The organism is Arthrobacter sp. efr-133-R2A-120 (assembly GCF_030209835.1).
Classification (GTDB): domain Bacteria; phylum Actinomycetota; class Actinomycetes; order Actinomycetales; family Micrococcaceae; genus Arthrobacter.
In genome coordinates this window covers 1-20,224 of sequence record NZ_JARVRF010000075.1, presented here as the reverse complement: position 1 = coordinate 20,224, position 20,224 = coordinate 1, and the positions used below count along the sequence as shown (strand labels likewise).

Annotated in this window: 21 protein-coding genes; 4 read left to right on the top strand and 17 right to left on the bottom strand. The window is 62.4% G+C overall.

Annotated elements, in window-relative coordinates; translation table 11 throughout:
• Positions 1 to 16 precede the first annotated feature (16 nt).
• The gene (locus tag QRN52_RS23395; RefSeq protein WP_284756229.1) at positions 17 to 874 is read right to left on the bottom strand and encodes an ABC transporter ATP-binding protein; all 858 of its coding nucleotides are present in this window, start codon (positions 872 to 874) and stop codon (positions 17 to 19) included.
• Between the two features lie 249 nt (positions 875 to 1,123).
• Here QRN52_RS23395 and QRN52_RS23390 point away from each other — a divergent pair, with 249 nt between their 5' ends.
• A complete protein-coding gene (locus QRN52_RS23390; protein ID WP_284756228.1) occupies positions 1,124 to 1,792 on the top strand; it encodes a response regulator in 669 nt (222 codons plus the stop codon).
• 38 nt (positions 1,793 to 1,830) lie between these two features.
• Here QRN52_RS23390 and QRN52_RS23385 read toward each other — a convergent pair whose 3' ends face one another.
• Both QRN52_RS23385 and QRN52_RS23380 read right to left on the bottom strand, forming a co-directional pair.
• Complete coding sequence (locus QRN52_RS23385) at positions 1,831 to 2,391, bottom strand: YceI family protein (RefSeq protein ID WP_284756226.1); 561 nt, start codon at positions 2,389 to 2,391, stop codon at positions 1,831 to 1,833.
• A gap of 105 nt (positions 2,392 to 2,496) precedes the next feature.
• The gene (locus QRN52_RS23380; protein ID WP_284756225.1) at positions 2,497 to 3,036 is read right to left on the bottom strand and encodes a flavodoxin domain-containing protein; all 540 of its coding nucleotides are present in this window, start codon (positions 3,034 to 3,036) and stop codon (positions 2,497 to 2,499) included.
• Positions 3,037 to 3,144: 108 nt separating this feature from the next.
• Between QRN52_RS23380 and QRN52_RS23375 the strand changes: the two genes are divergently transcribed.
• Complete coding sequence (locus tag QRN52_RS23375) at positions 3,145 to 4,479, top strand: DUF2254 domain-containing protein (protein ID WP_284756223.1); 1,335 nt, start codon at positions 3,145 to 3,147, stop codon at positions 4,477 to 4,479.
• Between the two features lie 12 nt (positions 4,480 to 4,491).
• On the opposite strand, the gene QRN52_RS23370 is transcribed toward QRN52_RS23375, so the two are convergent.
• The 12 genes from QRN52_RS23370 to QRN52_RS23315 all read right to left on the bottom strand — a co-directional run bounded on the left by QRN52_RS23370 (position 4,492) and on the right by QRN52_RS23315 (position 17,292).
• The gene (locus QRN52_RS23370; RefSeq protein WP_284756221.1) at positions 4,492 to 5,790 is read right to left on the bottom strand and encodes an APC family permease; all 1,299 of its coding nucleotides are present in this window, start codon (positions 5,788 to 5,790) and stop codon (positions 4,492 to 4,494) included.
• A gap of 210 nt (positions 5,791 to 6,000) precedes the next feature.
• A complete protein-coding gene (locus tag QRN52_RS23365; RefSeq protein ID WP_284756219.1) occupies positions 6,001 to 6,414 on the bottom strand; it encodes an ester cyclase in 414 nt (137 codons plus the stop codon).
• A 59-nt stretch (positions 6,415 to 6,473) separates the two neighbouring features.
• Positions 6,474 to 7,241 (bottom strand): DUF2182 domain-containing protein, encoded by a 768-nt coding sequence (locus tag QRN52_RS23360; protein WP_284756217.1) that lies wholly within the window; start codon positions 7,239 to 7,241, stop codon positions 6,474 to 6,476.
• A 138-nt stretch (positions 7,242 to 7,379) separates the two neighbouring features.
• Entirely contained in the window at positions 7,380 to 7,823 is a 444-nt protein-coding gene (locus tag QRN52_RS23355) for a hypothetical protein (RefSeq protein WP_284756216.1), read from the bottom strand.
• 111 nt (positions 7,824 to 7,934) lie between these two features.
• The gene (locus QRN52_RS23350; protein ID WP_284756215.1) at positions 7,935 to 8,375 is read right to left on the bottom strand and encodes a hypothetical protein; all 441 of its coding nucleotides are present in this window, start codon (positions 8,373 to 8,375) and stop codon (positions 7,935 to 7,937) included.
• A gap of 228 nt (positions 8,376 to 8,603) precedes the next feature.
• On the bottom strand, positions 8,604 to 9,341 hold the full coding sequence (locus tag QRN52_RS23345; protein ID WP_284756214.1) for a glycosyltransferase family 87 protein: 738 nt from the start codon (positions 9,339 to 9,341) through the stop codon (positions 8,604 to 8,606).
• Positions 9,342 to 9,614: 273 nt separating this feature from the next.
• Positions 9,615 to 9,902 (bottom strand): hypothetical protein, encoded by a 288-nt coding sequence (locus tag QRN52_RS23340; protein WP_284756212.1) that lies wholly within the window; start codon positions 9,900 to 9,902, stop codon positions 9,615 to 9,617.
• An 80-nt stretch (positions 9,903 to 9,982) separates the two neighbouring features.
• The gene (locus tag QRN52_RS23335) at positions 9,983 to 10,603 is read right to left on the bottom strand and encodes a hypothetical protein (protein WP_284756211.1); all 621 of its coding nucleotides are present in this window, start codon (positions 10,601 to 10,603) and stop codon (positions 9,983 to 9,985) included.
• A gap of 542 nt (positions 10,604 to 11,145) precedes the next feature.
• Positions 11,146 to 13,707, bottom strand: a complete 2,562-nt coding sequence (locus QRN52_RS23330; RefSeq protein WP_284756210.1) for a LuxR C-terminal-related transcriptional regulator — start codon at positions 13,705 to 13,707, stop codon at positions 11,146 to 11,148.
• Between the two features lie 239 nt (positions 13,708 to 13,946).
• Positions 13,947 to 15,314: an MFS transporter gene (locus tag QRN52_RS23325; RefSeq protein ID WP_284756208.1), complete on the bottom strand. Its 1,368-nt coding sequence runs from the start codon at positions 15,312 to 15,314 to the stop codon at positions 13,947 to 13,949.
• A gap of 69 nt (positions 15,315 to 15,383) precedes the next feature.
• Complete coding sequence (locus QRN52_RS23320; protein ID WP_284756207.1) at positions 15,384 to 16,298, bottom strand: glycoside hydrolase family 25 domain-containing protein; 915 nt, start codon at positions 16,296 to 16,298, stop codon at positions 15,384 to 15,386.
• Positions 16,299 to 16,743: 445 nt separating this feature from the next.
• Positions 16,744 to 17,292, bottom strand: coding sequence for a TetR/AcrR family transcriptional regulator (locus QRN52_RS23315; RefSeq protein ID WP_284756205.1), 549 nt, complete (start codon positions 17,290 to 17,292; stop codon positions 16,744 to 16,746).
• Between the two features lie 115 nt (positions 17,293 to 17,407).
• Here QRN52_RS23315 and QRN52_RS23310 point away from each other — a divergent pair, with 115 nt between their 5' ends.
• The gene (locus tag QRN52_RS23310) at positions 17,408 to 18,844 is read left to right on the top strand and encodes an MFS transporter (RefSeq protein WP_284756204.1); all 1,437 of its coding nucleotides are present in this window, start codon (positions 17,408 to 17,410) and stop codon (positions 18,842 to 18,844) included.
• A 9-nt stretch (positions 18,845 to 18,853) separates the two neighbouring features.
• Here the strand turns inward: QRN52_RS23310 and QRN52_RS23305 are convergent, their stop codons facing one another.
• Together QRN52_RS23305 and QRN52_RS23300 are read right to left on the bottom strand one after the other, a co-directional pair.
• Complete coding sequence (locus tag QRN52_RS23305) at positions 18,854 to 19,357, bottom strand: mycothiol transferase (protein ID WP_284756203.1); 504 nt, start codon at positions 19,355 to 19,357, stop codon at positions 18,854 to 18,856.
• 9 nt (positions 19,358 to 19,366) lie between these two features.
• On the bottom strand, positions 19,367 to 19,705 hold the full coding sequence (locus QRN52_RS23300; protein ID WP_284756201.1) for a hypothetical protein: 339 nt from the start codon (positions 19,703 to 19,705) through the stop codon (positions 19,367 to 19,369).
• A gap of 134 nt (positions 19,706 to 19,839) precedes the next feature.
• On the opposite strand from QRN52_RS23300, the gene QRN52_RS23295 reads away from it, so the two are divergent.
• Complete coding sequence (locus QRN52_RS23295) at positions 19,840 to 20,163, top strand: hypothetical protein (protein ID WP_284756200.1); 324 nt, start codon at positions 19,840 to 19,842, stop codon at positions 20,161 to 20,163.
• Positions 20,164 to 20,224 lie beyond the last annotated feature (61 nt).

Below are 20,224 nucleotides of genomic sequence, written 5' to 3'. Positions count from 1 at the left end.
CTGTTGATTGTGGTTGTCATGCTGCTGCACCCGCCGATTGCTTGTAGGCACGGGTGACTTCGTCCTTCAAGGACTCCCAGATCTGGCCCTGCAGCTCCAGGAACCGCTCCTCGTGCCGGATCTTCTGGACATCTCCGCGCGGCCTGGGCAGGTCGATGTGGAAGACATCCTTGATGGTGCCCGGGCTGCTGGTCATGATGACCACCTTGTCGGCGAGCGCCACTGCCTCGTCGAGGTCGTGCGTGATGAACAGGACCGAGGGGCGCAGTTCCTCCCAGAGCTGCAGCAGCTCGTTCTGCATGATGGCCTTGGTCTGCACGTCGAGGGCGCCGAACGGCTCATCCATCAACAGGATCCGCGGGTTGTTGATCAGCGCCGCCGCCATGGCGACGCGCTTGCGCATGCCACCGGACAACTGGTGCGGATAGCGGTCCTCGAAGCCGGCCAGGCCCACGCGGCGCAGCCAGTCCCTCGCGAGCAAGGTGGCTTCCTTCTTGGGCGTTCCGAGCAGGACCGGGCCGATCAAGACGTTTCCGAGAACGGTCTTCCAGGGGAAAAGAGCGTCCGCTTGGAACATGTAGCTGACACCCTCGGTGATGCCGTCGACGATCTGGTCGTGGACGCTGACCGAGCCGGCGCTTGGCCGCTCGAGCCCGGAAACCTGGGCCAGCGTGGTGGACTTGCCGCAGCCCGTCGGTCCTACGATCGCGCAGAACTCACCCGGTTCGACCCTAAGAGTCACATCGCGGATGGCAGTGAATGTCTCGTGCTTGGGCGTGAGGTAACGCTTGGTCAACCCGACAATGTCGATGCCCGCGGCGATCTCGGCCCTTTCGAAGGCCCCGGGTGGCCGGTTGGCGTGGATAGCATTCATAACGCTAAGACCTCTCTGTCTTTGAGTTCGTTTATCCAGCGGCAGCTTGCGCTGCCACCCGGATCCCTTCGTTGGGAGTCCGACGAATTCGTGATGTGGATCACTGAAACTATGTAAAGCTTAGGAAGTGATCATCGGGCCCAGAAGTCTTCAGTAAGTTGTGCGCCTTAGCCGCAAAAGTGCACGTTTTGTGCGTTTTCTGCTGTCGCTTCAACTACTAAGGAAATGCCCGGGGAAGGAGCCCAAACCTTGATTAGGACATTGGTGGTTGACGACGATTTCCGGGTCGCCGGAATCCACGCTGCCCGCGTGGCCAGGGTTGACGGTTTCGAGTGCGTCGGTCAGGTGTACACCGCTGCGGCCGCGCGGGAGGCGATCGAGCGCCTCAACCCGGACCTGCTCTTGCTGGATGTACACCTACCGGACGAGGACGGGATCTCGATGCTGCGATCCCTGCAGGCGGCCGGAACCGACGTCGACTGCATCGTCATTACCGCGGCCCAAGACCTGGCCACCGTGAAATCAGCGATGACCAGCGGCGCGGTCTACTACATGGTCAAGCCCTTCAGCTTTGACCGGCTCCGCACGCAGTTGGAGGCGTATCGGAACTGGCGGCAGGAGCTGGATTCCGCTTCAACTGCCGACCAGGCAACCATTGATAGCCTCTACAACGCGCGCTCGGCCGGGGTCAGGCCCGCGGCCCCGGCGCCTCGCCTGCAGCCCACCATGCAAAAAGCGCTCGACGCCGTCCGCGCCGCCGGGGGTCCCGTCAGCGCCGCTGAGATCGCCGAGCAACTCGGCGTCAGCCGCCCGACGGCTCAGCGTTATCTCAGCGCACTGGAAGGCAAGGGCCTTCTCGTATTGGACCTCACGTACGGCAGCACCGGCCGCCCGCTCAACTCCTACACCGCGAGTTGAGCGGACGGCCGGCTTCCTCTTGACTACTCGGCTGCGGCCTACTCGGCTGCTGGCTCGCCCTGCTTCACGAGGGCAGCCTCGAGGTTGATCTTCACTTTGTCGCTCACCAGGAAACCACCGGTCTCCAAAGCCGCGTTCCACGTCAGTCCGAAGTCCTTTCGGCTGATCTCGGTTTCGGCCGAGAACCCGGCCCGGGTCGCGCCGAAAGGATCAACCGCGACGCCGGTGAACTCGACTTCGAGCTCCACCGGCTTGGTGATCCCCCGGATGGTGAGATCGCCCGTGAGGGTGTAGTCCTCGCCGTCGCCCTCTACGCTCGTGGCGCGGAAGGTCATCTCGGGGAACTTCTCGACGTCGAAGAAGTCGGCGCCGCGGACGTGGCCATCGCGGTTGGCATCGCCGGAATCGAAGCTCGCGGTCTTGACGGTTGCATGGAGGGATGCGTCGGCCAGGGACTCGCGCACGCGGGCCTCTGCGCTCGCTTCCGTGAAGCGGCCGCGGACCTTGCTGATGCCGGCGTGCCGGACGCTGAAGCCGATTTCGCTGTGGGACATGTCCAGCAACCAGGTACCGGAAGTCAAACCTTGGGGAAGAGTCATTTTGGATCTCCTGATTCGAAAGAATTTCGCTTGGATCGATCCCTTCCACCCTTGTTGAGCCCGAACCTGAAGTCAAGGATTTGAGGGCGGAAGGTCGGCCCTGGCCTAAGCCGCGGGGGTAGCCAATCCAGCCACGAAGTCTTCGGTGAACCGCCTCACCCCGTCCCACTCGGTGTAGACGTAATCGCGCGAGGTATCCGTGTCCAGGCTGCCCTTGTCGCGGGCGATCTTCTTCATCATTGCGCGTTTGAGGAAACCGTAATGGGTGTAAAGGAGGGCGCCGCTGAAGAGCCCCACGTGGGCTGGACGCCACCCCGTCTCAGCCTCGAACTTCTCCACATAACCCTCGGCGTTCACCTCATCGCCCTGAGCAGCAAGGCTGACTGAGAAGAACGCGGAGGGGAGGCGCTCAAGCGCCGCCGTGTTTTTCCGTACAAAGTCCCGGACATAGCCCTCGTGCTTGCCCACATGGACGGATGCACCCACAACGACGGCGTCGTAACCGTCCGGCAAGGCATCCCCGGACTTCTTGATGTCCGCCGTCTGAGCCTCGTGGCCGTGACCCCGAGCGACGTCGGCAATATACTCGGCGATCTGGGCCGTCTGTCCTTCAACGGTCCCGTAAGCAATGTAGATGTTGGCCATATGCCAGTGTGTCCCCGCTCCGTGCGGCCGCTATAGGGTCCAAGGTCCTCCGGATATTCAACAAGCCTCCCCTTGACTGGCGGGCACCGTCAGTCGAGAGTGTCACATGTGAGGCGTGATGCCGTTCGGGAGTATCTGGCGAGTGCCCTGTGGGCGATGCCGACCTGCGCCGTCGTCCTCGCAATCATCGCGGGTGCGGGCCTTTCCGCGGTGCAGCTCGACGCCACGTCGCCCCTCGCCGTCCTCCTCTTCCAAGGGACGTCCGACGACGCGCGGAACCTGCTCATCGGGATCGCGAGCACCATGGTGACTGTCATCGCCGTCGTACTAGGACTCACCGTGGTGGCGCTGCAGTTGGCATCGACCCAGTTCAGCCCACGGCTGCTGCGGAACTTCCTGCGCGACATCCCCAACCAGGTAACCCTCAGCGCGTTTGTGGCCACTTTCGCATACAGCACCGCGGGCCTCTACACGGTCGGCATCGCCGCCGGACAGCGCACCCAGGACTACCCGCGCCTCGCGGTGAGCGGCGCACTGCTCCTGCTGTTCGTGAGCATGGTCATGCTCGTCTTCTTCGCCCACCATCTGTCGCATTCGATCCAGGTGGACCAAGTCATGAAGGGCGTCGAGAAGGCCACGCTCAAGGTGATCGAGCGGTCCTTCGTACCGGGTGATCCCGGAATCCGCATGCCAAACCCGCCGCCCGGCGCTACCGCCTTGCCTGTACCGCTGTCGGGATACGTTCAAGCCTTCCATCCCGAGTCGTTCGTCGAAGAGCTCGCGAACCGGGGCCTCACTGCCCGGATGGTGCCCATGATCGGCCGGCACGTCGTCGCAGGTTCCCCGCTCGCCTGGGTGTGGGAGGCCGCCGGCGGCGGCGCGGGTCCTCTTGCCCCCGACGGCGGCACTGAACTGCGCCGGGCGCTCGCCCAGAGCGTGCGGATCGGCTACGAACGGACCCTCGAGCAGGACGTCGCCTTCGGGATCCGGCAACTCGCCGACGTCGCGTCCAAGGCGCTCTCGCCCGCCATCAACGACCCCTACACCGCGAACCAGGCGGTGGACCATCTCGGCTCGATCCTCGCCGCCCTCTCACTCCGGCAGCACGGGCCGCAGGCCGTGGCGGACGCGCAAGGCACCGTCAGGCTGCATGTCCCGGCCCGCGATTTCGCCTATCTCGTGGATCTGGCCCTCGGACAGGTGCGACGGTACGGAGCGAACGAACCTCGCGTGGTCAGGGCCCTGTTGCGCGTGTGCGGTGAGCTCGTGTGGTTCGGCGACGCGGCCCACCACGCCGTCGTGCGGCAATACGTCGAGACCCTCATGAGCGACGTGACCCGGCTCGTGGCCCAGCCAGCCGATCGCGAACCCCTCCTCGCTGAGGGCGCGGCGCTGCTCGAAGCCTTCGACGGCGCGGACGGCGCGAGCGACGCCGCCAACTAGGGCTTGTGTGCGTCATTCGATTTCTGCTTCCGCGGCTACGTTGCGGATGCCACGGGGGCGTCCTGCTTTGGTCCAGGCCCGGTACAGGAGGCCTGCGACGGCGAAGGCGGCGGCGAGGCTGACGATGGGGAAGCCGCGGGAGAGATTGGCAACGAGGGTGAAGGCCACGACGAGGGCTCCGACAGTGTTGAGGATGAAGACTCCCGGTTGACGGTCCTTGCGGGCCAAGAGTGCCATGGAAACCAGGCCGCCCAGGAAGCTGAGGAAGACCGCGACGGCGTAGAACAGCACAAGCTCCTGGTCGTCGCCGCCGGCGACGGCTGTCACGGCGCCGGCCAGGACGATGAACACCGCAACGCCCCAATAGGGCGTGTGGTGGTGGTTGGTACGGCCCAGGGAGAGAGGAAGGACACCGACGGTCTCACCGTTGGGGTTGATGTGACGCGCCAGGGCCTTGAGCAGGCCCGGTCCAGCTTGGAAGCCCGAGGAAGCCGCCGAGAGCAGCAGCAGGGCAGTGACGAGCTGGAAGGCGGCGAACACCGGCGCAGGCGCGGCGAGGCGAGCGAGTTCAGCGATCTGCGTGCTGTCTTTCGGCGGAATGCCGACGTGCAACTGCGCGGCTTCGAGGGCGAGGCCAAGCGTGATGGTGCCGACGATGGCGAGGGTCAGCCAGAGAGTGAGCTGCCCGAAACGGCGCTTTCCGTCATTGTCGAGCTGACCGAGCTGGGCAACCGCCGAGGTCGCCGCTTCCACACCGGTGGCCATTGCCATGGCCACCGGGAACGCAAGCAGCACGGCAAGGACCGGTGGATGCCCGGGAGCGCCGACGATCGTGCCGGCCGCTTGAGGTGCTGCGCCCAGACCGTAGAGAAGGACGACGACGGAAACGACAATGAAGGCCACAGTCATTGCCGCGAAGACCAGCCTGCCCAGGTGTCCGAACCAGGTCGCGGCCCCGACAAGGACCACCAGGCACAGCGCGAGCAGCAAACGCCACGGAGCAAGGGCGGGGAAATAGGCGATCACCGCCGAGGATCCCGCCGAGACGCTGATCGCTATAGTGAGCAGGAAATCCACCACCAGCGCGCCGATCGGGATGAAAGACCAGCCATCTCCGAAGGCCTCACCCACCGCGGCGGGCGCCCCGCCGCCTCTCGGGTAGCGCGCCACGAGTTGCCGGTAGTTCACGATGACCAGGGCGACGATGGCCACCACCAGGACCATCGTGGGGACCAGCAACGCCAAATCGCCGTTCAGGGCGCGCAGAGCCGCCTCGATGGCGTAAGCGACCGAGGAGACGGGATCGGCCATGACCGCGAAGGCAAACGCCAACAGCAGTGCGGGGCGAGAGCGTAATCCTCTTCCCAGACCACCTCCGGTGGACGTTCCGCTCCGAATTTTCACGGGAATCTCCGGTTCCATGACAGACTTTTCGACCTGCCGACCAGACTTCCCGGCTCACCTCCGAATGCCTCCCGCCCGCTGCTAGGAGCGCGGGCGGGAGACGCTATTGGGGAATCGCTACTGGGGTACGACGCCGATCTGCTGCATGAGGCTCAGATTGTTCGTGGTTCCCCAATGCTCAGCAACCTTGCCGTCCTCGACGCGGATGATGTCGGTGCTGTCGAACTCGACGCTATTGCCCGTCGCCGGAACGCCTGCCATTTCCCCACTGTGCGTGCCCGTGAGAACGACGTAGCACGCCTCCAGGTTTCCGTCAGCCAGCGCCGGCTCGATCGTCTTGACCTTGATATCCGGGAACGCCGCTCGGATGGCGTTGACGAAGAATCGGGCGCCCTCCTTGCCGGGCGGTTGCCCCGGAAGAGCCTGCTCGTGATCGATCAAGTTATCCGTAGCCAGTTCATCAATGAGATCGAGATTTCCACCCTCGAGGATCTCTTTGTAAAAACGCTCGATCAGTTTACTGCCAGCCATTTTCCGACTCCTTCATGAATGAGACCGTCCCATTTTTTTCCCCGCATTTACATCCCGACTCAGGGCCCCATCCCCGGCGCAACGGCGATAGCCACCGCGATCAGGGCCAGCGCGACGGCGACCATTCGGTTGGCGATCCGTCTCCACGGAAGCATCTTCTCCAAGGCGATGAACGCCCCCACCACAGCCATCCAACCGACGCTCATCACGCCAAGCGCGAAGAGTGCCACCATCAGCGCCCAGCAGCAGGCAACGCACCATGCGCCGTGCTCAAGCCCGAGACGCAGCGCACCAAAACGTCCGTAGCGGATTCGCCGCAGGATGAAGTCCATCGGCGTCCGGCATTTCATCAGGGAGACGTTCTTGGCCGGCGTGAGCTGGTACACGGCCGCCAAGAAAATCACACCAGCTGCCAAGTAGCGACCGCCCGGATCGGAGGAAAACAAACCGGGGATGAGGGACCCGACTATTGCGTAGAGCGCGTACGCGGCGAGGCCGAAAATCGTCCACGAGATCAGGTAGCCAGCCACGAATACAGCCGTGGAACCCGACGGGGCATAGCGACCGGTCTCCCGCCGGTGGTGCGTGATCCGGGCGTAGGCAACCACCATGGGCGCCACCGAGGGAAACATCATCGCCGCGAGCATCACCACCCAGGTGGTGAGGAAGAAGCCGAGCGGTCCAGGATCCGTCCAGCGCCCCATGTCCATCCCGGACGTTTGCACGGCAGAAACGATCCAGCTCACGGCCGCGAGGACGAGCAGAACCGCGACCAAACCGGCCTCGCGTGGATCCATCCTGAAAGCTGTGGCTCGCGTGGCTCTCATGACAATTCCCAAGACATTGAGGACTCTCCTCGCTAGCACAACCGACTAGCGGAGCTCCCCCAAAGGCAGCGCCGAAATCACTTGGAACGAGACCACCAACCTCGATACGGCCGACGATATTCCGGCCTCATGAGGGTGTCAATGGTTCCCCGTGGCCGGGACCACGTCCCCCGTTTCGAGGCGGACCGGGCAGCCGAGCCGCGCTTCATAGGCGGCAACCAGGGCACTATTGTCTGCGCCCTCTGAAACCGTGACCACCACATGGGATCCGTCATTGGCCATCCCGACGACCCTGACTCTTGCATCTTCTGTTAAGAGGGTTCCCGCCCGGTCCATGACAGTTCCCGGAACGCACGCTGCTGAACGGATCGAGATGTCAACGCCGGGGAGTTGGTCGCGCAAAAGTGCGATGCGGTCGTTCTCCGGGCCGTGCCACGTGATGACGAGCTTCCCCTGTTCAAGGGCGACTGACCCGAAGTTGGGGTCGCCGCTTAGCTCTTTGGTGATGAGGCTTGCCGCTGACGCCAGCGCCCCGTCTTGCGGTGCCGCTTCGGTAATCTGGACCGGATCCGTAACTCGCATTGAGCCGGCATGACGTTGGACACCCCCGTCGCAGGCAGTCAACGCGGCCCCGGAGATCAGCATCGCTGTAACTATGCCTGCATTGCTTCTCCAACGCACAACAACCCCCAGCTACAAGGCCCTCACGAATGATTGAACTAGGAGGTCGTCGGCGCTGAAGTTGCCTGCCCACGATGCGAAGCTCTGGTTGATCGCAAGCATGTACAACGTGGCGCGGAAGGTGCCTTCGTAGGTGCCGTTAAGTCCCAATGAAATAAGAGGATAGAAGTCCTTGTGCTCATCAAAGCTGGCAAAGATTCCTTCCAGAAGCTTCTGGCGGTCCGGACTAAGGAACCACTCCGACGGCGCATCAGCCTCCGCCTCTTCGTATCTCGGGTCCGTTTCCTCCCACGAGTCGAGCCATTGTGCAGGGGTATCGAGCACAGCAGTTACTTCGATCCTCATCCCGCTTAGAACGCCTCGGATGGTATGCCAGGAACCCTCCAGGTTGCCAAGCCCCGACTCACCAGTTTCAAGGCCCGTGACCCTGATTCTGATTGTTGTTGTGCCCATTTGAGCTTGCTCGCGCAAGCTGATCTTCGGTTCATCAGGGTGCAATCTCGGCCGCACATAAGCATGCCCGTCGGCCCCCGTGAACAGGCGTCCGCGGACCTCGACCAAGCTTCCGTCTCGGACAGGAAGTAACAGCTGGCCTCTGCTTGGTGCACTATTTCTATCCATAAGATGTACTGACCTCTCGTCGGAATTGCCCGGCACCGCTATTGAGGGAGGGCGGAATTTCTAGATCTTGGCTGGGCGTCCTTCCAAGCGGCGTTGGGAGAGTATTGCTGCCGCGAGAGGCGAGGTGCGGCTCCTTAGCGCGAAGAACGTCCCTATCGTTGCGTTCGCAGTCATTCCGACAGTCAGAACTGCCGCCAGCGTATGTCCCACACGGAAGATCTCCGCAGCAGCCAACAAGCCGAGAACGGCCACAACGATAACAATGACCTTGGAGGGCGAGACCTCCCAATGCCCGATCGCTCCGGCCGCCCCCTGTATGGAGTTGTTGCCCGCGCTGGCGAACTGGGTGCCCAGATCAACCTTTGAGTTGAGCTGCCACACGCTCGAGAACCAGTAGTTGACTGACATTGCCGGAAACAGGATCACGCCGACAGCGACCGTCCCGGCAAAGCCCGCCATGGCAGAGCCGGCCATACGCCATTGTCTTGTCATCAAGAGATATGGAATGAAGATGGCCGGGGTCAGCTTGATACCGGCGGCAATCCCGATCAGCACCCCTCTCGGAAGAAACCGGGACCACCTTCCACTGTGACGAACGAAATCCGCGAGACAGAGTCCGGCGAGCAACAAGTTGATCTGCCCCCACACCAAATGCTGGGCGACGATCGTGGTGCAACAGCCCAGAATAAGGAGCGTGAGCCATATCGTCCGTCGCCTGGGAAAAGACTGCGGCAGGCAAACACCAATGATGAACGCCAAGGTTGCTACGCAGCCCGTGGTCCACAGCACGAAGGACACCTGGGCAGGAAACAAGCTCGTGACCGACAGGAGCGCGGCTGCGAACGGCGTGTAGACGAAAGGCAGGCCCTCGGACGGCAGAAGTTCCCCAAAAATGTTGCGGACATAAACGTCTTCCGAGCCAAGACGCTACCGAAGCGTACCGATAAACCAAGAAATCCACCGGAGGGTAGACGCCGAGATTGAGCAGATACAGGCTGGCAAAGACGATCCCAAGCACCGGGACAATTGTCATTATTGGCCACATCCGAACAACGCTGCTCAAGGTTTCGGTTAATTCGAAGTAGCGCCGTTGTGGAAGCGCCCGTACCGGTGAAGGAACAGGTACATGCCTACGAACGTCACCAGGCCAAGAACGGGCCCTGCCCAAAGGGCAATGGGTGTCCCGTGGATGAGAACCGCGGCGCCGCCGAAAACGGCAGCGACAACTCCAGCTCCAGGATTGGCCGTAGCCAGCTTCCCCTGGATTTCGCGGCCCAGCTGGCGGTAGTGAATGGCTTGCAGGACAGCAAAGAGGATGAAGGCCGCGACCATGATCAATGACCATGGCGGGTCTGTCATTGACACTACGCTGACAGTTACCCCGAACAACGCTGACAGTGCGAGCCAATAATTGCGTACGGTCGAATCAGTCCCGGCGTTCATCGACATCCCCTGTTGAAGTCAATAACGGACCCGGCGATCGCCACGGCTGCCGAGCATCCCAATGCGGCCATGGGGCCGAAGAAGCCCATCGCGCCGCAGAAAGCCGAGTTTGTGCCCCACCAGGCCCATAGGGCAGCCCACGCGGACGGGCACTGAGGAAACATCGGCTTCATCCCCATTGACCCCTTACCGCCACCGATCATGCTCGGCTCAGCCTTAATTAGCTTGGCAACCTTAGTTTTGTTTGGACCATCCGCCAATTCAAGGGTCAGGTATCCGGAATCCGTGAGTGAAACCAGAGATTCCAGGACGTCCGTAGGCATGGATGCCGCAAGGAACTGCTGCTGCAATCCACTATCGAAACGGCTGTCTGAAGACAAATACTCCCTGAGCTCCTTCGATCCCTGAATCAGTTCCAGCCGGTTCGCGAAACCGGCAGGGTCCAGCTGGCGGGCTTGCTCCAGCCGTTTTATCGCCTCGGCCTTCTGCGCCTTCGTCGGCTCCAGCAAAACGGCACCTTCACCGCTACCCACCACTGTCCGATTCTCGGCAGCATTAGCAGCAGCCGGGGCTACCGAACCGAAAACAATAGCAACAACCGCAACGAGTGCGGTCAACAGACGCAAAACCCTCGTCCAACGTGATACGTGAACCATCAAAATCCCCCAAGCCAAAAACTGGCCGACCCTGGGGTCCGAATCAGACTGACATGCTCAGTGGCGGCGCCAACCCCACCGACCCTCTTCAAGGTTCTTGACTTCGAATTCACACGGTCCTCCTGCGAGTGATGGTGGGTGGGGCGCCCGGCGAAGCAGATGCTTCACAACGAAAGTATGCAGGCCAGATAAAGTAGTCAAGACATTTTAAAAACAGGTTGAAAGACTTTAATTTGAAGATCAAACACCAGAATTGACTGATGCATCCGTGCAGGTCTCAAGACTACTCAATTCCAACTATCGCACCACTCAATTTGATGTCTTTGAATACTCAATTTCGAGCATGCACCACTCAATAGGTGCAAAACACTTGACACTGGTAGATAGGTAGTGCGTCAAGCTCCGACTCAGGGAAGGGCCCGGACTCACCGTGGCGCGCGCAGCCGAAGAGCAGTCATACTCCCAGCTGAATTGCAGCCGAGGATCTGCGGCCGGGCGTCCAGTTATCCACCGCTTGTTTGGGAGTTTCGAGCGTGCTCATAAAGGGACTGGCGCGTGGTGGTTCCGGTCTTGGCAAGGGCTCTGGATATGTGGTTTTCCACGGTCCGGGGGCTGATCCCCAGGAGGGCAGCGATTTCGGGGGTGCGTTGGCTGCCTGCCAGGATGGCGATTTCCCTCTCCCGAGGAGTCAGACCCTGAGGATGCCCTCCCGTGTCGAGGGTCAGTAGTACCCCTTCTGGCGGGAAGCGGTTTTCGAAAGTTGAGATGATTTGATGAAAGGTTTTGGCCAAACCTCGGTGGCGTTTGAGGAGGTGACCCTTCACCACGCCTTTCAGGAGCCTGGTGATCGCGGGAAGGTCAAAGTCCACTTCGTATTGGTCCAGGAGAATCTTCAGCAGTTGGTGGTCGCGGTCACGAATGGCACCGGCGATGGCAAGGAACTGGGCATGGGTGTTCACGCCGTTTTCCTGCAGTAGCCGTTGCGTGGTCTCCAGGATCTTGTGTCCGGGGTAGAGGGACAGCATGAACAATGAGGCATACACGGCTTCGGTGATGTAACCCCGGTCTAGTTGTTGTTCCAGAAGGTCGGCAGCCTTTTCATCAAACTCGGCTGGATCGGCGTATTTCCGGGTAACGAGCTCATAGACTGCTTTTCCGGTTCCAGGCAGGGGGCCGATGTCGGCGGCGTCTTTGCGTGCCTGAATCCCCAGCGAGGGGACATTCTTACCGGAGCTGGCCAATACGCGAAGGCCGGCGATTCTGAGCAAAGCGTCATGGAGGAAGTTCACCAGGAAGCCGGGGCGTCCGAGCGCGAAGACACTGTCCATCACCCGCTCAGCTTCCTTGCTGAGTCCCTGTTCCGTCATTGCCAGAACCGTGACGTAACTGTTCGCGACGAAGCCGAATTGATCAAGGCGGCGCCGCGCCGCGGCGCGTTGGCTGAGGGAGAAGATCAGCGCTTCCTCGGGGTGGCCGGCAATATGGAGAGCGAGTCCACGGACGAAGGGTTCCATGCCAGCGGCAAGGTCGAAGCCATCTGCTGAATCAAGGGCCCGGAGGGCAGCCTGGGCATCGAAGCGGTAGAGCTCCAGAATGCCCCTGATGACTGGCAGAACGCCACTCTCGGGATGGCTGCTGCGTAGCCCGTCCAAGGTTTCGTCGAGGTTCAAAGGCATTCGGTCAAAGGACGCCTGCAGGTAGAGTGCGAACGCCTGAGCTTCTGCTTTCCAATCGGGGTGAGCTTGGCCGATCGCCCGGAGTATGTCCGTCGCCACAGCTAATTGGCCGCCATTGACTATGGCCCACAGCGCCCGGGTCATGGCGAAGAAGAAGTGATCGCCTGAATCAGCTTCTACCGCCTCAGTTTCGCTGAAGACTTGTTCGATGCGTGAGGGATCGATCGGCCCGCCCCAGTAGAACTTGAGGAACGCTGCTGCGTTGGACATGGTCTTTTCGGACTCCCAGACGCTGAATTGTGATTCCTCCAGTTCCCGTAGCTGTTCTTGGAAATGCTGCGTCGCAGCCGTGCCGTCGCCGGCTTCACTCCGCAGGTCTCGGGTCAACTCGGCCAGAAGCTCAGGAGAGGAACTCTTTACCGGCCGGGCGGGGGAATCGATCTCCCGGTTACTCCGATCCGCCAGCACCCTGCGGGAGGATCGAACGTAAGGGTCACGGAAATAGTCGACAACAATGTGCGGACTGACACTTACCCATACGGCTCCGCTGCTGTCTCCGGTGAGCGCAACCAGCCCCCGCATTTCGAGCCTGTCCAGGATATCTGCCTCAACTACTGGCTTCAGGGACCCCAGCGGCCGGGCTCCCACCACGGACAGGGTATGCAAAGCCGTCCGTTCATCGGCGCTTAGTCCGTGAAGGAGTTCCTGGACGGTGCTCTGTAGATATTCGTTCCAGAGTGTGTGCCCACCCATTCTCCACTGTCCACCATGGAGGATAAGTTGCTTGCTCAGCTCTGCGCTTTGGGCGATCCTGACCACGAGTCCCGGGCTGCCTCCAGATTTCATGAGCACGGCGGTGGTCAAATCCACATCCGGCGGCGACCCGAGTGTCTGGGCCAGCAGTTTGTTGACTTGATCGTAGTGAAGAGGACTGAGTCGAATCGTTGCCTCCGGCCATCGGGCAGGCATGAACACTGAGGCCCCTGAGTACAGTGGGGCATCGTCCATCGTTACCACAAGCGGCCGTTGGGTCCGCCCTTGAACAATGTCAATGACTGCCGCTGATTCCTTGTCGAGCTCATCGATATCGTCAACAACGAGTGCCCGGCGGCCTCGCCGAGCCAACCGTTCGGCAAGCACGTTCGCGACTCCTAGCGGCCCATTCTCTTGCCCGCGCCCTTCCAGTCCGAGTGCGCCAATCCCTGCGAACGGGGTCTCATTCAGGAGCCGCGAACCCGAGAGGCTGTAGACCGTGACACCGGCCTTTTCGAGGCCAGCGGCGATCGACTGCAGGACCGTCGATTTTCCACTTCCGGGGCCGCCGACGATCCGTACGCTCACGCCGCGAGACACGTAGTCAAGTGCCCGTCGGGTTTCCTCTTCGAACAATTCCCAACTCCTAACGCAGCTTTGAAATGTGAGAGCCTAGTGGCCTTCCAAATCTGCGGAGAGCGCCCCAGAGCCTTAGCCTGACAATCTATCCAACGCTACGGGCGAAAATGATCACTCAGTGTGCATTGCACTGAAATTGAGTGGGCATTGCACTGAAAATGAGTGGTCAAGGTGGGTCGGAGTAGGTATAGGGGGTCTGTCGAGCCGCAGCGGGTTTCGGAGCGGCGCGATGGGACTTAACCCACTGCCCCCGGCTTCCGCCAAGCCAGGGCCAACACAAACACCACCGCACTCAGCCCCAGCATCACCAACACCATGAGCCCCCAGTTTGCCTGGTTGACCCCGGGCCCATACAGCACACCAATGAGCACCGTCGCCGTGATGGCCCCGAGGTATCGGCACGTCTGGAAAATCCCGGCTGCCACTCCCCTGTCCTCGGGCCGTGCGGACACATACAAGCCCTGGTTCGATGCCGTGCTGACCACCCCATACGGCACACCCATCAGCGCGGTGAGCACGAGCACCAGCGGGGGCCAGAAGGACAGCGTCAGCACCCCGAGCGCACCGGAAGCCAGCGCCAAAAGCACGACGCCGGCGATCATCACGGACCGCACGCCGAACCGCTCAATGAACCGCACCGTCACCGGCGTCATGAAAACCGACATGGCAGCAAGGGGAAGCATCAGCAGGCCGACCACCCCGGCGTCGTACTTTCCCGCCTGCTGCAGCAACTGCGGAAGCCCGAAGAAAGCAAAATAGTAGACCGCGCTGAACACCGCGAAACCCAAGTACAACAGCAGCAGCGGCCGGTTCCGGCCGAGCAGCCGCAAGTCCAGGAACGGCGGACTGAAACGCAACTCGCGCCAGGCAAACAGCGCGGCCAATACAACAGCGACGGCGATGAACCACCAGCGGTAGGCCGGCATGACGTTGAGCAGCGCCATCATCGCCAGCGTCAACGAAGCGATGAACGCCAGGATGCCCGGAATGTCCGAATCGCGAAGGAGGGCGGAGAGCTTGCCGCTTTCGCGTCCGACGTCGGGCGGCGCCACACGCTGCACCACGATCAGGGCCAGAAGCGAGATCGGCACGTTGATCGCGAACAGCGCCTGCCAGCCGACCAGGCTCACCAGGAGGCCGCCGACGACGGGTCCCACCGCAGCGGCCGAGGTGTTCGCCATCTGGATCCGCCCCAGAGGCCGGGTGGAGCTGATGTTCGCCTGCCGGCTGAGCGTCGAGACCATGACGACGGCGCACGGGTACGCCGTCGCGGTCCCCACCGCCATGAGCGCGCGGGCCACGCAGACCAGCGCAAAGTTCGGCGAGAACGGCGCCAGAACGCATGAAATTGCGACCACTGCCATGCCGAAGGTAAACAACCTCCGCGGACCAAAGCGGTCCGCCAGGCGGCCCATGAGCGGCTGGCCAGCCGCCGAGGCGAGATAGAAGGACGTGATCACCCAGGTGACCGTGGCGACGTCGAGCGCGAAGTCCTGGCGAAGAACCACGAGCGCGACGGCGATCATCGACGAGTTCAGCGGGTTCAGCGCCGTCCCGAGACTCAGTGCAGCGATCGCTAGGCCGGGGCGGGGTTTGTTGGTCACGTCCCTAAGTCTGGTCCATCGTTGCCTGAGGTCACGAAACGACGCGTCACGAACCTTGGCGGGGAGCCGTCAGCCCTGCGGTATGGACAGTACCGGCTTGCGCTTTCCGTTGGCATATTCAGTCAGCGTCGGAACCGGGGGCTTTGGCGGGGCCACTACCGGAGCTGGCGGCGGGGGTGGCGGCGGCGCAGGCGGAATGCAGGAGTAGTTGTAGTCGAAGTCGGTGGTGAATTGGGTGAGCGCAACCACGCCGCCGGCTGTCAGTGGCGGGGCGGAGCAGAGTTCCACAGCGGACTCCGGAGACGTTGCTCCGGCAAGCCAGCTCTTAAGTCCGTTCAGGTTGCTGTCGGGGTGAAGCCGACCGGCGATTAGTCCGAACTGGTACGAGGTCGAGTAGATGCCCACCGCCGCGCCAATGCTCTGCAAGAAGGCGGCCATGCCTTCAATAACCGCGGCGTTGGCCACAGTGTCCCAGGACCAGGCGTTCCCGGTCTCCACGTCCAGCCACCACATGCGCTTGGCGGGGTCGCTGATCCCGTAACGATTGACGTCGTCGAAGGCCATTCCATAACCGTAGAGGTAGGCGCACGCCGCCGAAGCTGTCCCGTCGCAGCTCCCATATGGGTTGCGACCGCTCACGCCCACCTCCGCATCGGATGCCGGCCACCAGCCGCCATACCCCGCGGGATTGGCGGTATTCACATACACGGCGGACGCCGGCTGGCTCGTCCCGCCCGCCGAACCGTTGGCCCAGCCCAACTGTTCGGCGAGACAGGGATTCGCGGTGGCCGGCCGGCCGTCGTTCACGCCGACGATCCCGAACGCCTGGCCGGAAGGTAGCCCGCCACCACATTGGGGCCAGGAAATGTCGCTACCCAAGACGATCCCAGAAACCTCCATGGGTGCGGCATTCGCGGGGGTGAATGGTGTGGCTATCCAAGCAAGCGAAAGGCAAGCGACGGCCATGAGTTTTGCAGTTTTCATGATGTGCGTCCTTGGCATGGTTCAGGGCCCTGCCGGGGGTTGGTGCTGCCGCACATTGCATCCCAAAAGCAATGGCAGTGAGCCATCTTCGGCTCACTTCGGATCCTACGGACGGGCTTCTGGGCAGCCTTGAGTGATCCCTACTCGAATTAGTTAACGAATTTGCGAGTGTTGCCCGTGTTGCACCCGGAGGGCGCACGACGGCGGTCGGCGGCAAGGCACTTAGGGCATACACAGGCCAGGGAAAGTTCAGCGAGGATGGCGCCACGGCGCAAGTAGCCCGCCAGTGCTAAACGCTCCTGCGCACCCGTGCGCCGTCGTCATAGTGAGCGAGCGAACGCGAAAAACGCGCCATAAGTGAGCGAGGGTCGCCTGACACAGGGCAAAGCGCTCCAAGAGGGCAGGAGGATCGGGGAGCGTCCCCGAACGCGCTCCCTAAATCGCGTCAGGAAGCGATAAGTCCGTCAGCGACTACCGCGAGCATCGATGCTGCTGCATCGGAGGGAAGTTCGCTGCTATCCACAACCACGGCCACGCCGCCGACGAGCCGGCTGATCTGCATTGCATCGACTCCAGGGCGCAAGGCCGAGTCCAACGCTTCGATCACGCGCTGATTGGCCCCCAGATAGGTCTGGCACTTTGCTGCAAAGGGGGAACCGGGGTCGCCGAGCGCGGCGGTAATCCGTGCGGCGGCGCCCTTGTGTTCTGTCAGCATCGACGCATAGTCGGTCAGCCAACTCAACAACCGCTCCCGCGCAGGGACGTCGAGGGTAAGTGCCTGGCTGACTGCGGCGTTGACCTTCTCTGCCCACGCCTCGAGGACCGCGTCGTACAGCGACTCTTTGGTCGGGAAGTGCCGGTAGAGCGTGCCGGGTCCAACCTCGGCCGCTTTGGCGACTTCGTCCATCGAAACAGCCTCGAAGCCTTTGGCCCGGAAGAGTGCACGTGCAACCTCCACGATCCGGTCGCGGTTGCGTTGAGCGTCAGCGCGCACAGAAACACCTTTCAATACACCATTGCAAAACGGAGAGTGTCTCCGTATAGTTCTAAGCGGAGCAACTCTCCTCTTAGTGTACGTCAGCCCCTTCGGCTAGAACAGGACACCTCCCATGACACCCACAATTGCCACACGCGCACCAGCCAGGATCACCCGGACAAGCGGAAATCCGCGCGGCCGCGCCGGCAGCATTGGCCTCTGGCTGGTCATGCTGGCCCAACTCATGCTTGTCCTCGACGCGACCGTCGTGAACGTCGCGCTCCCCCACATCGCCACCGACCTCCACTTCGACCGGGCCGAGCTCAGCTGGGTCCTGAACGGCTACGCCGTCGCCTTCGGCGGCCTCCTGCTGCTGGGTGGACGGATCGGTGACGTCCTCGGCCGTCGTCGCACCTTCCTGGTGGGCGTCGCAGCCTTCACGCTCTTCTCATTGCTTGGTGGCCTGGCCACCTCGCCCCTACTCCTCGTCATCGCGCGCGCACTCCAGGGCCTAGGCGCCGCATTCGCCGCCCCGAGCGTCCTCGCGCTCATCACCACCAGCGCGAAGGACGACGGCGCGCGGAACCGGGCGCTCGCCCTGTTCTCCGCCATTGCCTCAATGGGAGGCGCGCTCGGGCTCATCCTCGGCGGACTCCTCACCGACACCACCAGCTGGCGGTGGACCCTCTTCATCAACGTGCCGATCGGCGTCGTGGTCCTCATCGCGGTGCCGCGCCTCGTCGCGGAAACTCCCCGGCGGCCCGGACGCTTCGACCTCCTCGGAGCGGTGACCGCGACGGGCGGCGCCGTCGCCATCGTGTGGGGACTCATCCAAGCGGGCGACGTCGGCTGGTCCAGCCCGCGCACGATCGGCGGCCTGCTTGTCGGCGCAGCGCTGATCGCAGTTCTCGCCGTTACCGAGCGGAGGGTGGCGCACCCGCTGCTCCGACCGCAACTGCTGCGCAGCCCGAGCCGACTGGCGGCGCTGGCCGCGATGGCGGCAACCTACGGTGGCATGCTGGCGATGTTCTTCCTTATGGTCCAGTACCTCGAAGACGATCTGCACCTCACGCCGATGGTGACCGGGCTTGCGTTCCTGCCGATGCCGCTAAGCATCTTCGCGATGTCGCGGATCGTCCCGCGGCTACTTGAGCGCTTCGGGGCCGTCCGGCTCGTGATCTTTGGCACCGCGCTCCGCGTCGTCGCCTTCTTGCCGCTCACACAACTGAAAACGGACACCCCGTTCGCCCTTGTTTTGCTTGCACTCCTGGGCACTGGAATCTCCGCCGGCATGACGTTCATGCCACTGACGACGCTCGCGCTTCGCAATGTCGAACCCGAGCACGCAGGGTCCGCGTCGGGACTCTTCCAGACAATGCAGCAACTGGGCGGCGCCGTCGGCCTGGCCATCGTGGCTTCTATCTACGCAGCCTTCGCGATCCCTGGCGACTTCCTGACCGGCGGGCGGGCCGGGTTCTGGTCGGCAACCGTCCTTTCCGCGCTCGCCCTGGCAGCCGTCTTGGGGTTGGTCTTCAAACCTCGGAACGCGGTATCTCGCAACGTGGCATGAGGGGTGCGCTCACCGGCCGCCTAGGCCTTTGGCGTAGGCGGCCTGCCCCGCGTGCTGAAGGCAATCGGCGATCGTGCTGACCAAGCGCACGCCGAGAGTGACGGGCGGGTCCCAGCGGGTGTCGACGATGCGATCAAGGTCCTCGTCGTCGAGCGTTTCCACGAAGGCCATCGTCTGCCGGTGCACGGCGTCGTAATATTCGAGCAATAGCTCCGGCGGGGCCTGAACCGCGTCGACTTTATCGCTCGAGTGGCCGTAGCCGGTGTCGCGTTCGGGCAGCGGCAGCTTGAAACGGCCGGCGAAATCCTGCGAAATCCAGACCTGCTTCATCCCGGCGGCGGACGCGACTTGGACGTCCTCCACGCGGCTGAGGTGCCAGATCAACCACGCAATCGAGTTTCCGGTGCCGGCGGGCCGACGGACCAGGGACTCGTCGTCGACCCCTTCCAGGGTTGCGGCCACTACGTCACGGATCCGGCCAAAAGCATCCTGCAGCAGTTCGTTGGATTTCATCGCTTCCCTTCACTGTGTTCTTCGCTGAGACCCCACGAAGTCCAAGGCCTCACGTGCCAGGGCCAGCCATGTCTCCTCATCATCGGCAGTGACGGTGAGCCACTCCTTCATTGCACTGCCCTTTCCGGCGTCAAACGGCGCACCAACTCCGGTTCCGATCAGCGTCTCGACCCGCTGGTGCGGCAGCTTCACAACAAGCCTTCCTCCGGAGATCATCGCAAAAATCGAGCCGTGAACCTTCAGCGCGTTCGAACCGAATCCGCGCTGCCCCGGTTCTCCCGGCACGCTCACGCCGGGGCTGGCCCTGAATTCATCGACCAGCACGTTGAAACGCTCCTCAGGCAGCATGGGAACATCTTCCCGCCCCGGCTGTCGGGTAACAACGGGTAAACCGTCAGCTAAGTCGCGCGGGGTCAAACATCCGGCGGATCGGCAGGCATAAACTACAAGCAGAACGTCTCTTCCGACGCCGGGGAGCTCAAATGGACACTGAATTCGCTGATGTCATCGGTCATGATGTCACCACGATCACTTGCCTGTGCGGAAACACGGTCAGCAAAGAGGGATTGATTCAGGCCAACTCGCAGGGCGTCCCTGTTTACGCGGGAGCAGAGTCGCCGGTCCCTGCCGGACTGGCCGCGTGGCCCGACGATGAGGACCTCTACACCCTGTGTCCGTCATGCGGCCGGGTTTACCACGACACCGTCATTGAAGCGACAGGTACCGCGCCCGTGGCCTTTCAGGTAGACGTCACCGCCGGCCCGATCGCTGACGCGATCCGGATTCATTGGGAACTTAGCACCTGATTTTGAGACCAGTTTTCCTTGTTTCGCTTTTCGCGACGCCGAAGGGCTGTGCGGGAGCCTT

Bases quoted from the DNA above. Each gene is read 5' to 3' on its own strand.
- QRN52_RS23395 (WP_284756229.1), bottom strand. From the start codon at position 874: ATGAATGCTATCCACGCCAACCGGCCACCCGGGGCCTTCGAAAGGGCC.
- QRN52_RS23385 (WP_284756226.1), bottom strand. From the start codon at position 2,391: ATGACTCTTCCCCAAGGTTTGACTTCCGGTACCTGGTTGCTGGACATG.
- QRN52_RS23380 (WP_284756225.1), bottom strand. From the start codon at position 3,036: ATGGCCAACATCTACATTGCTTACGGGACCGTTGAAGGACAGACGGCC.
- QRN52_RS23370 (WP_284756221.1), bottom strand. From the start codon at position 5,790: ATGGCCGATCCCGTCTCCTCGGTCGCTTACGCCATCGAGGCGGCTCTG.
- QRN52_RS23365 (WP_284756219.1), bottom strand. From the start codon at position 6,414: ATGGCTGGCAGTAAACTGATCGAGCGTTTTTACAAAGAGATCCTCGAG.
- QRN52_RS23360 (WP_284756217.1), bottom strand. From the start codon at position 7,241: ATGAGAGCCACGCGAGCCACAGCTTTCAGGATGGATCCACGCGAGGCC.
- QRN52_RS23355 (WP_284756216.1), bottom strand. From the start codon at position 7,823: ATGCGAGTTACGGATCCGGTCCAGATTACCGAAGCGGCACCGCAAGAC.
- QRN52_RS23350 (WP_284756215.1), bottom strand. From the start codon at position 8,375: ATGGGCACAACAACAATCAGAATCAGGGTCACGGGCCTTGAAACTGGT.
- QRN52_RS23340 (WP_284756212.1), bottom strand. From the start codon at position 9,902: ATGACAGACCCGCCATGGTCATTGATCATGGTCGCGGCCTTCATCCTC.
- QRN52_RS23320 (WP_284756207.1), bottom strand. From the start codon at position 16,298: ATGAAAACTGCAAAACTCATGGCCGTCGCTTGCCTTTCGCTTGCTTGG.
- QRN52_RS23310 (WP_284756204.1), top strand. From the start codon at position 17,408: ATGACACCCACAATTGCCACACGCGCACCAGCCAGGATCACCCGGACA.
- QRN52_RS23305 (WP_284756203.1), bottom strand. From the start codon at position 19,357: ATGAAATCCAACGAACTGCTGCAGGATGCTTTTGGCCGGATCCGTGAC.
- QRN52_RS23300 (WP_284756201.1), bottom strand. From the start codon at position 19,705: ATGCTGCCTGAGGAGCGTTTCAACGTGCTGGTCGATGAATTCAGGGCC.
- QRN52_RS23295 (WP_284756200.1), top strand. From the start codon at position 19,840: ATGGACACTGAATTCGCTGATGTCATCGGTCATGATGTCACCACGATC.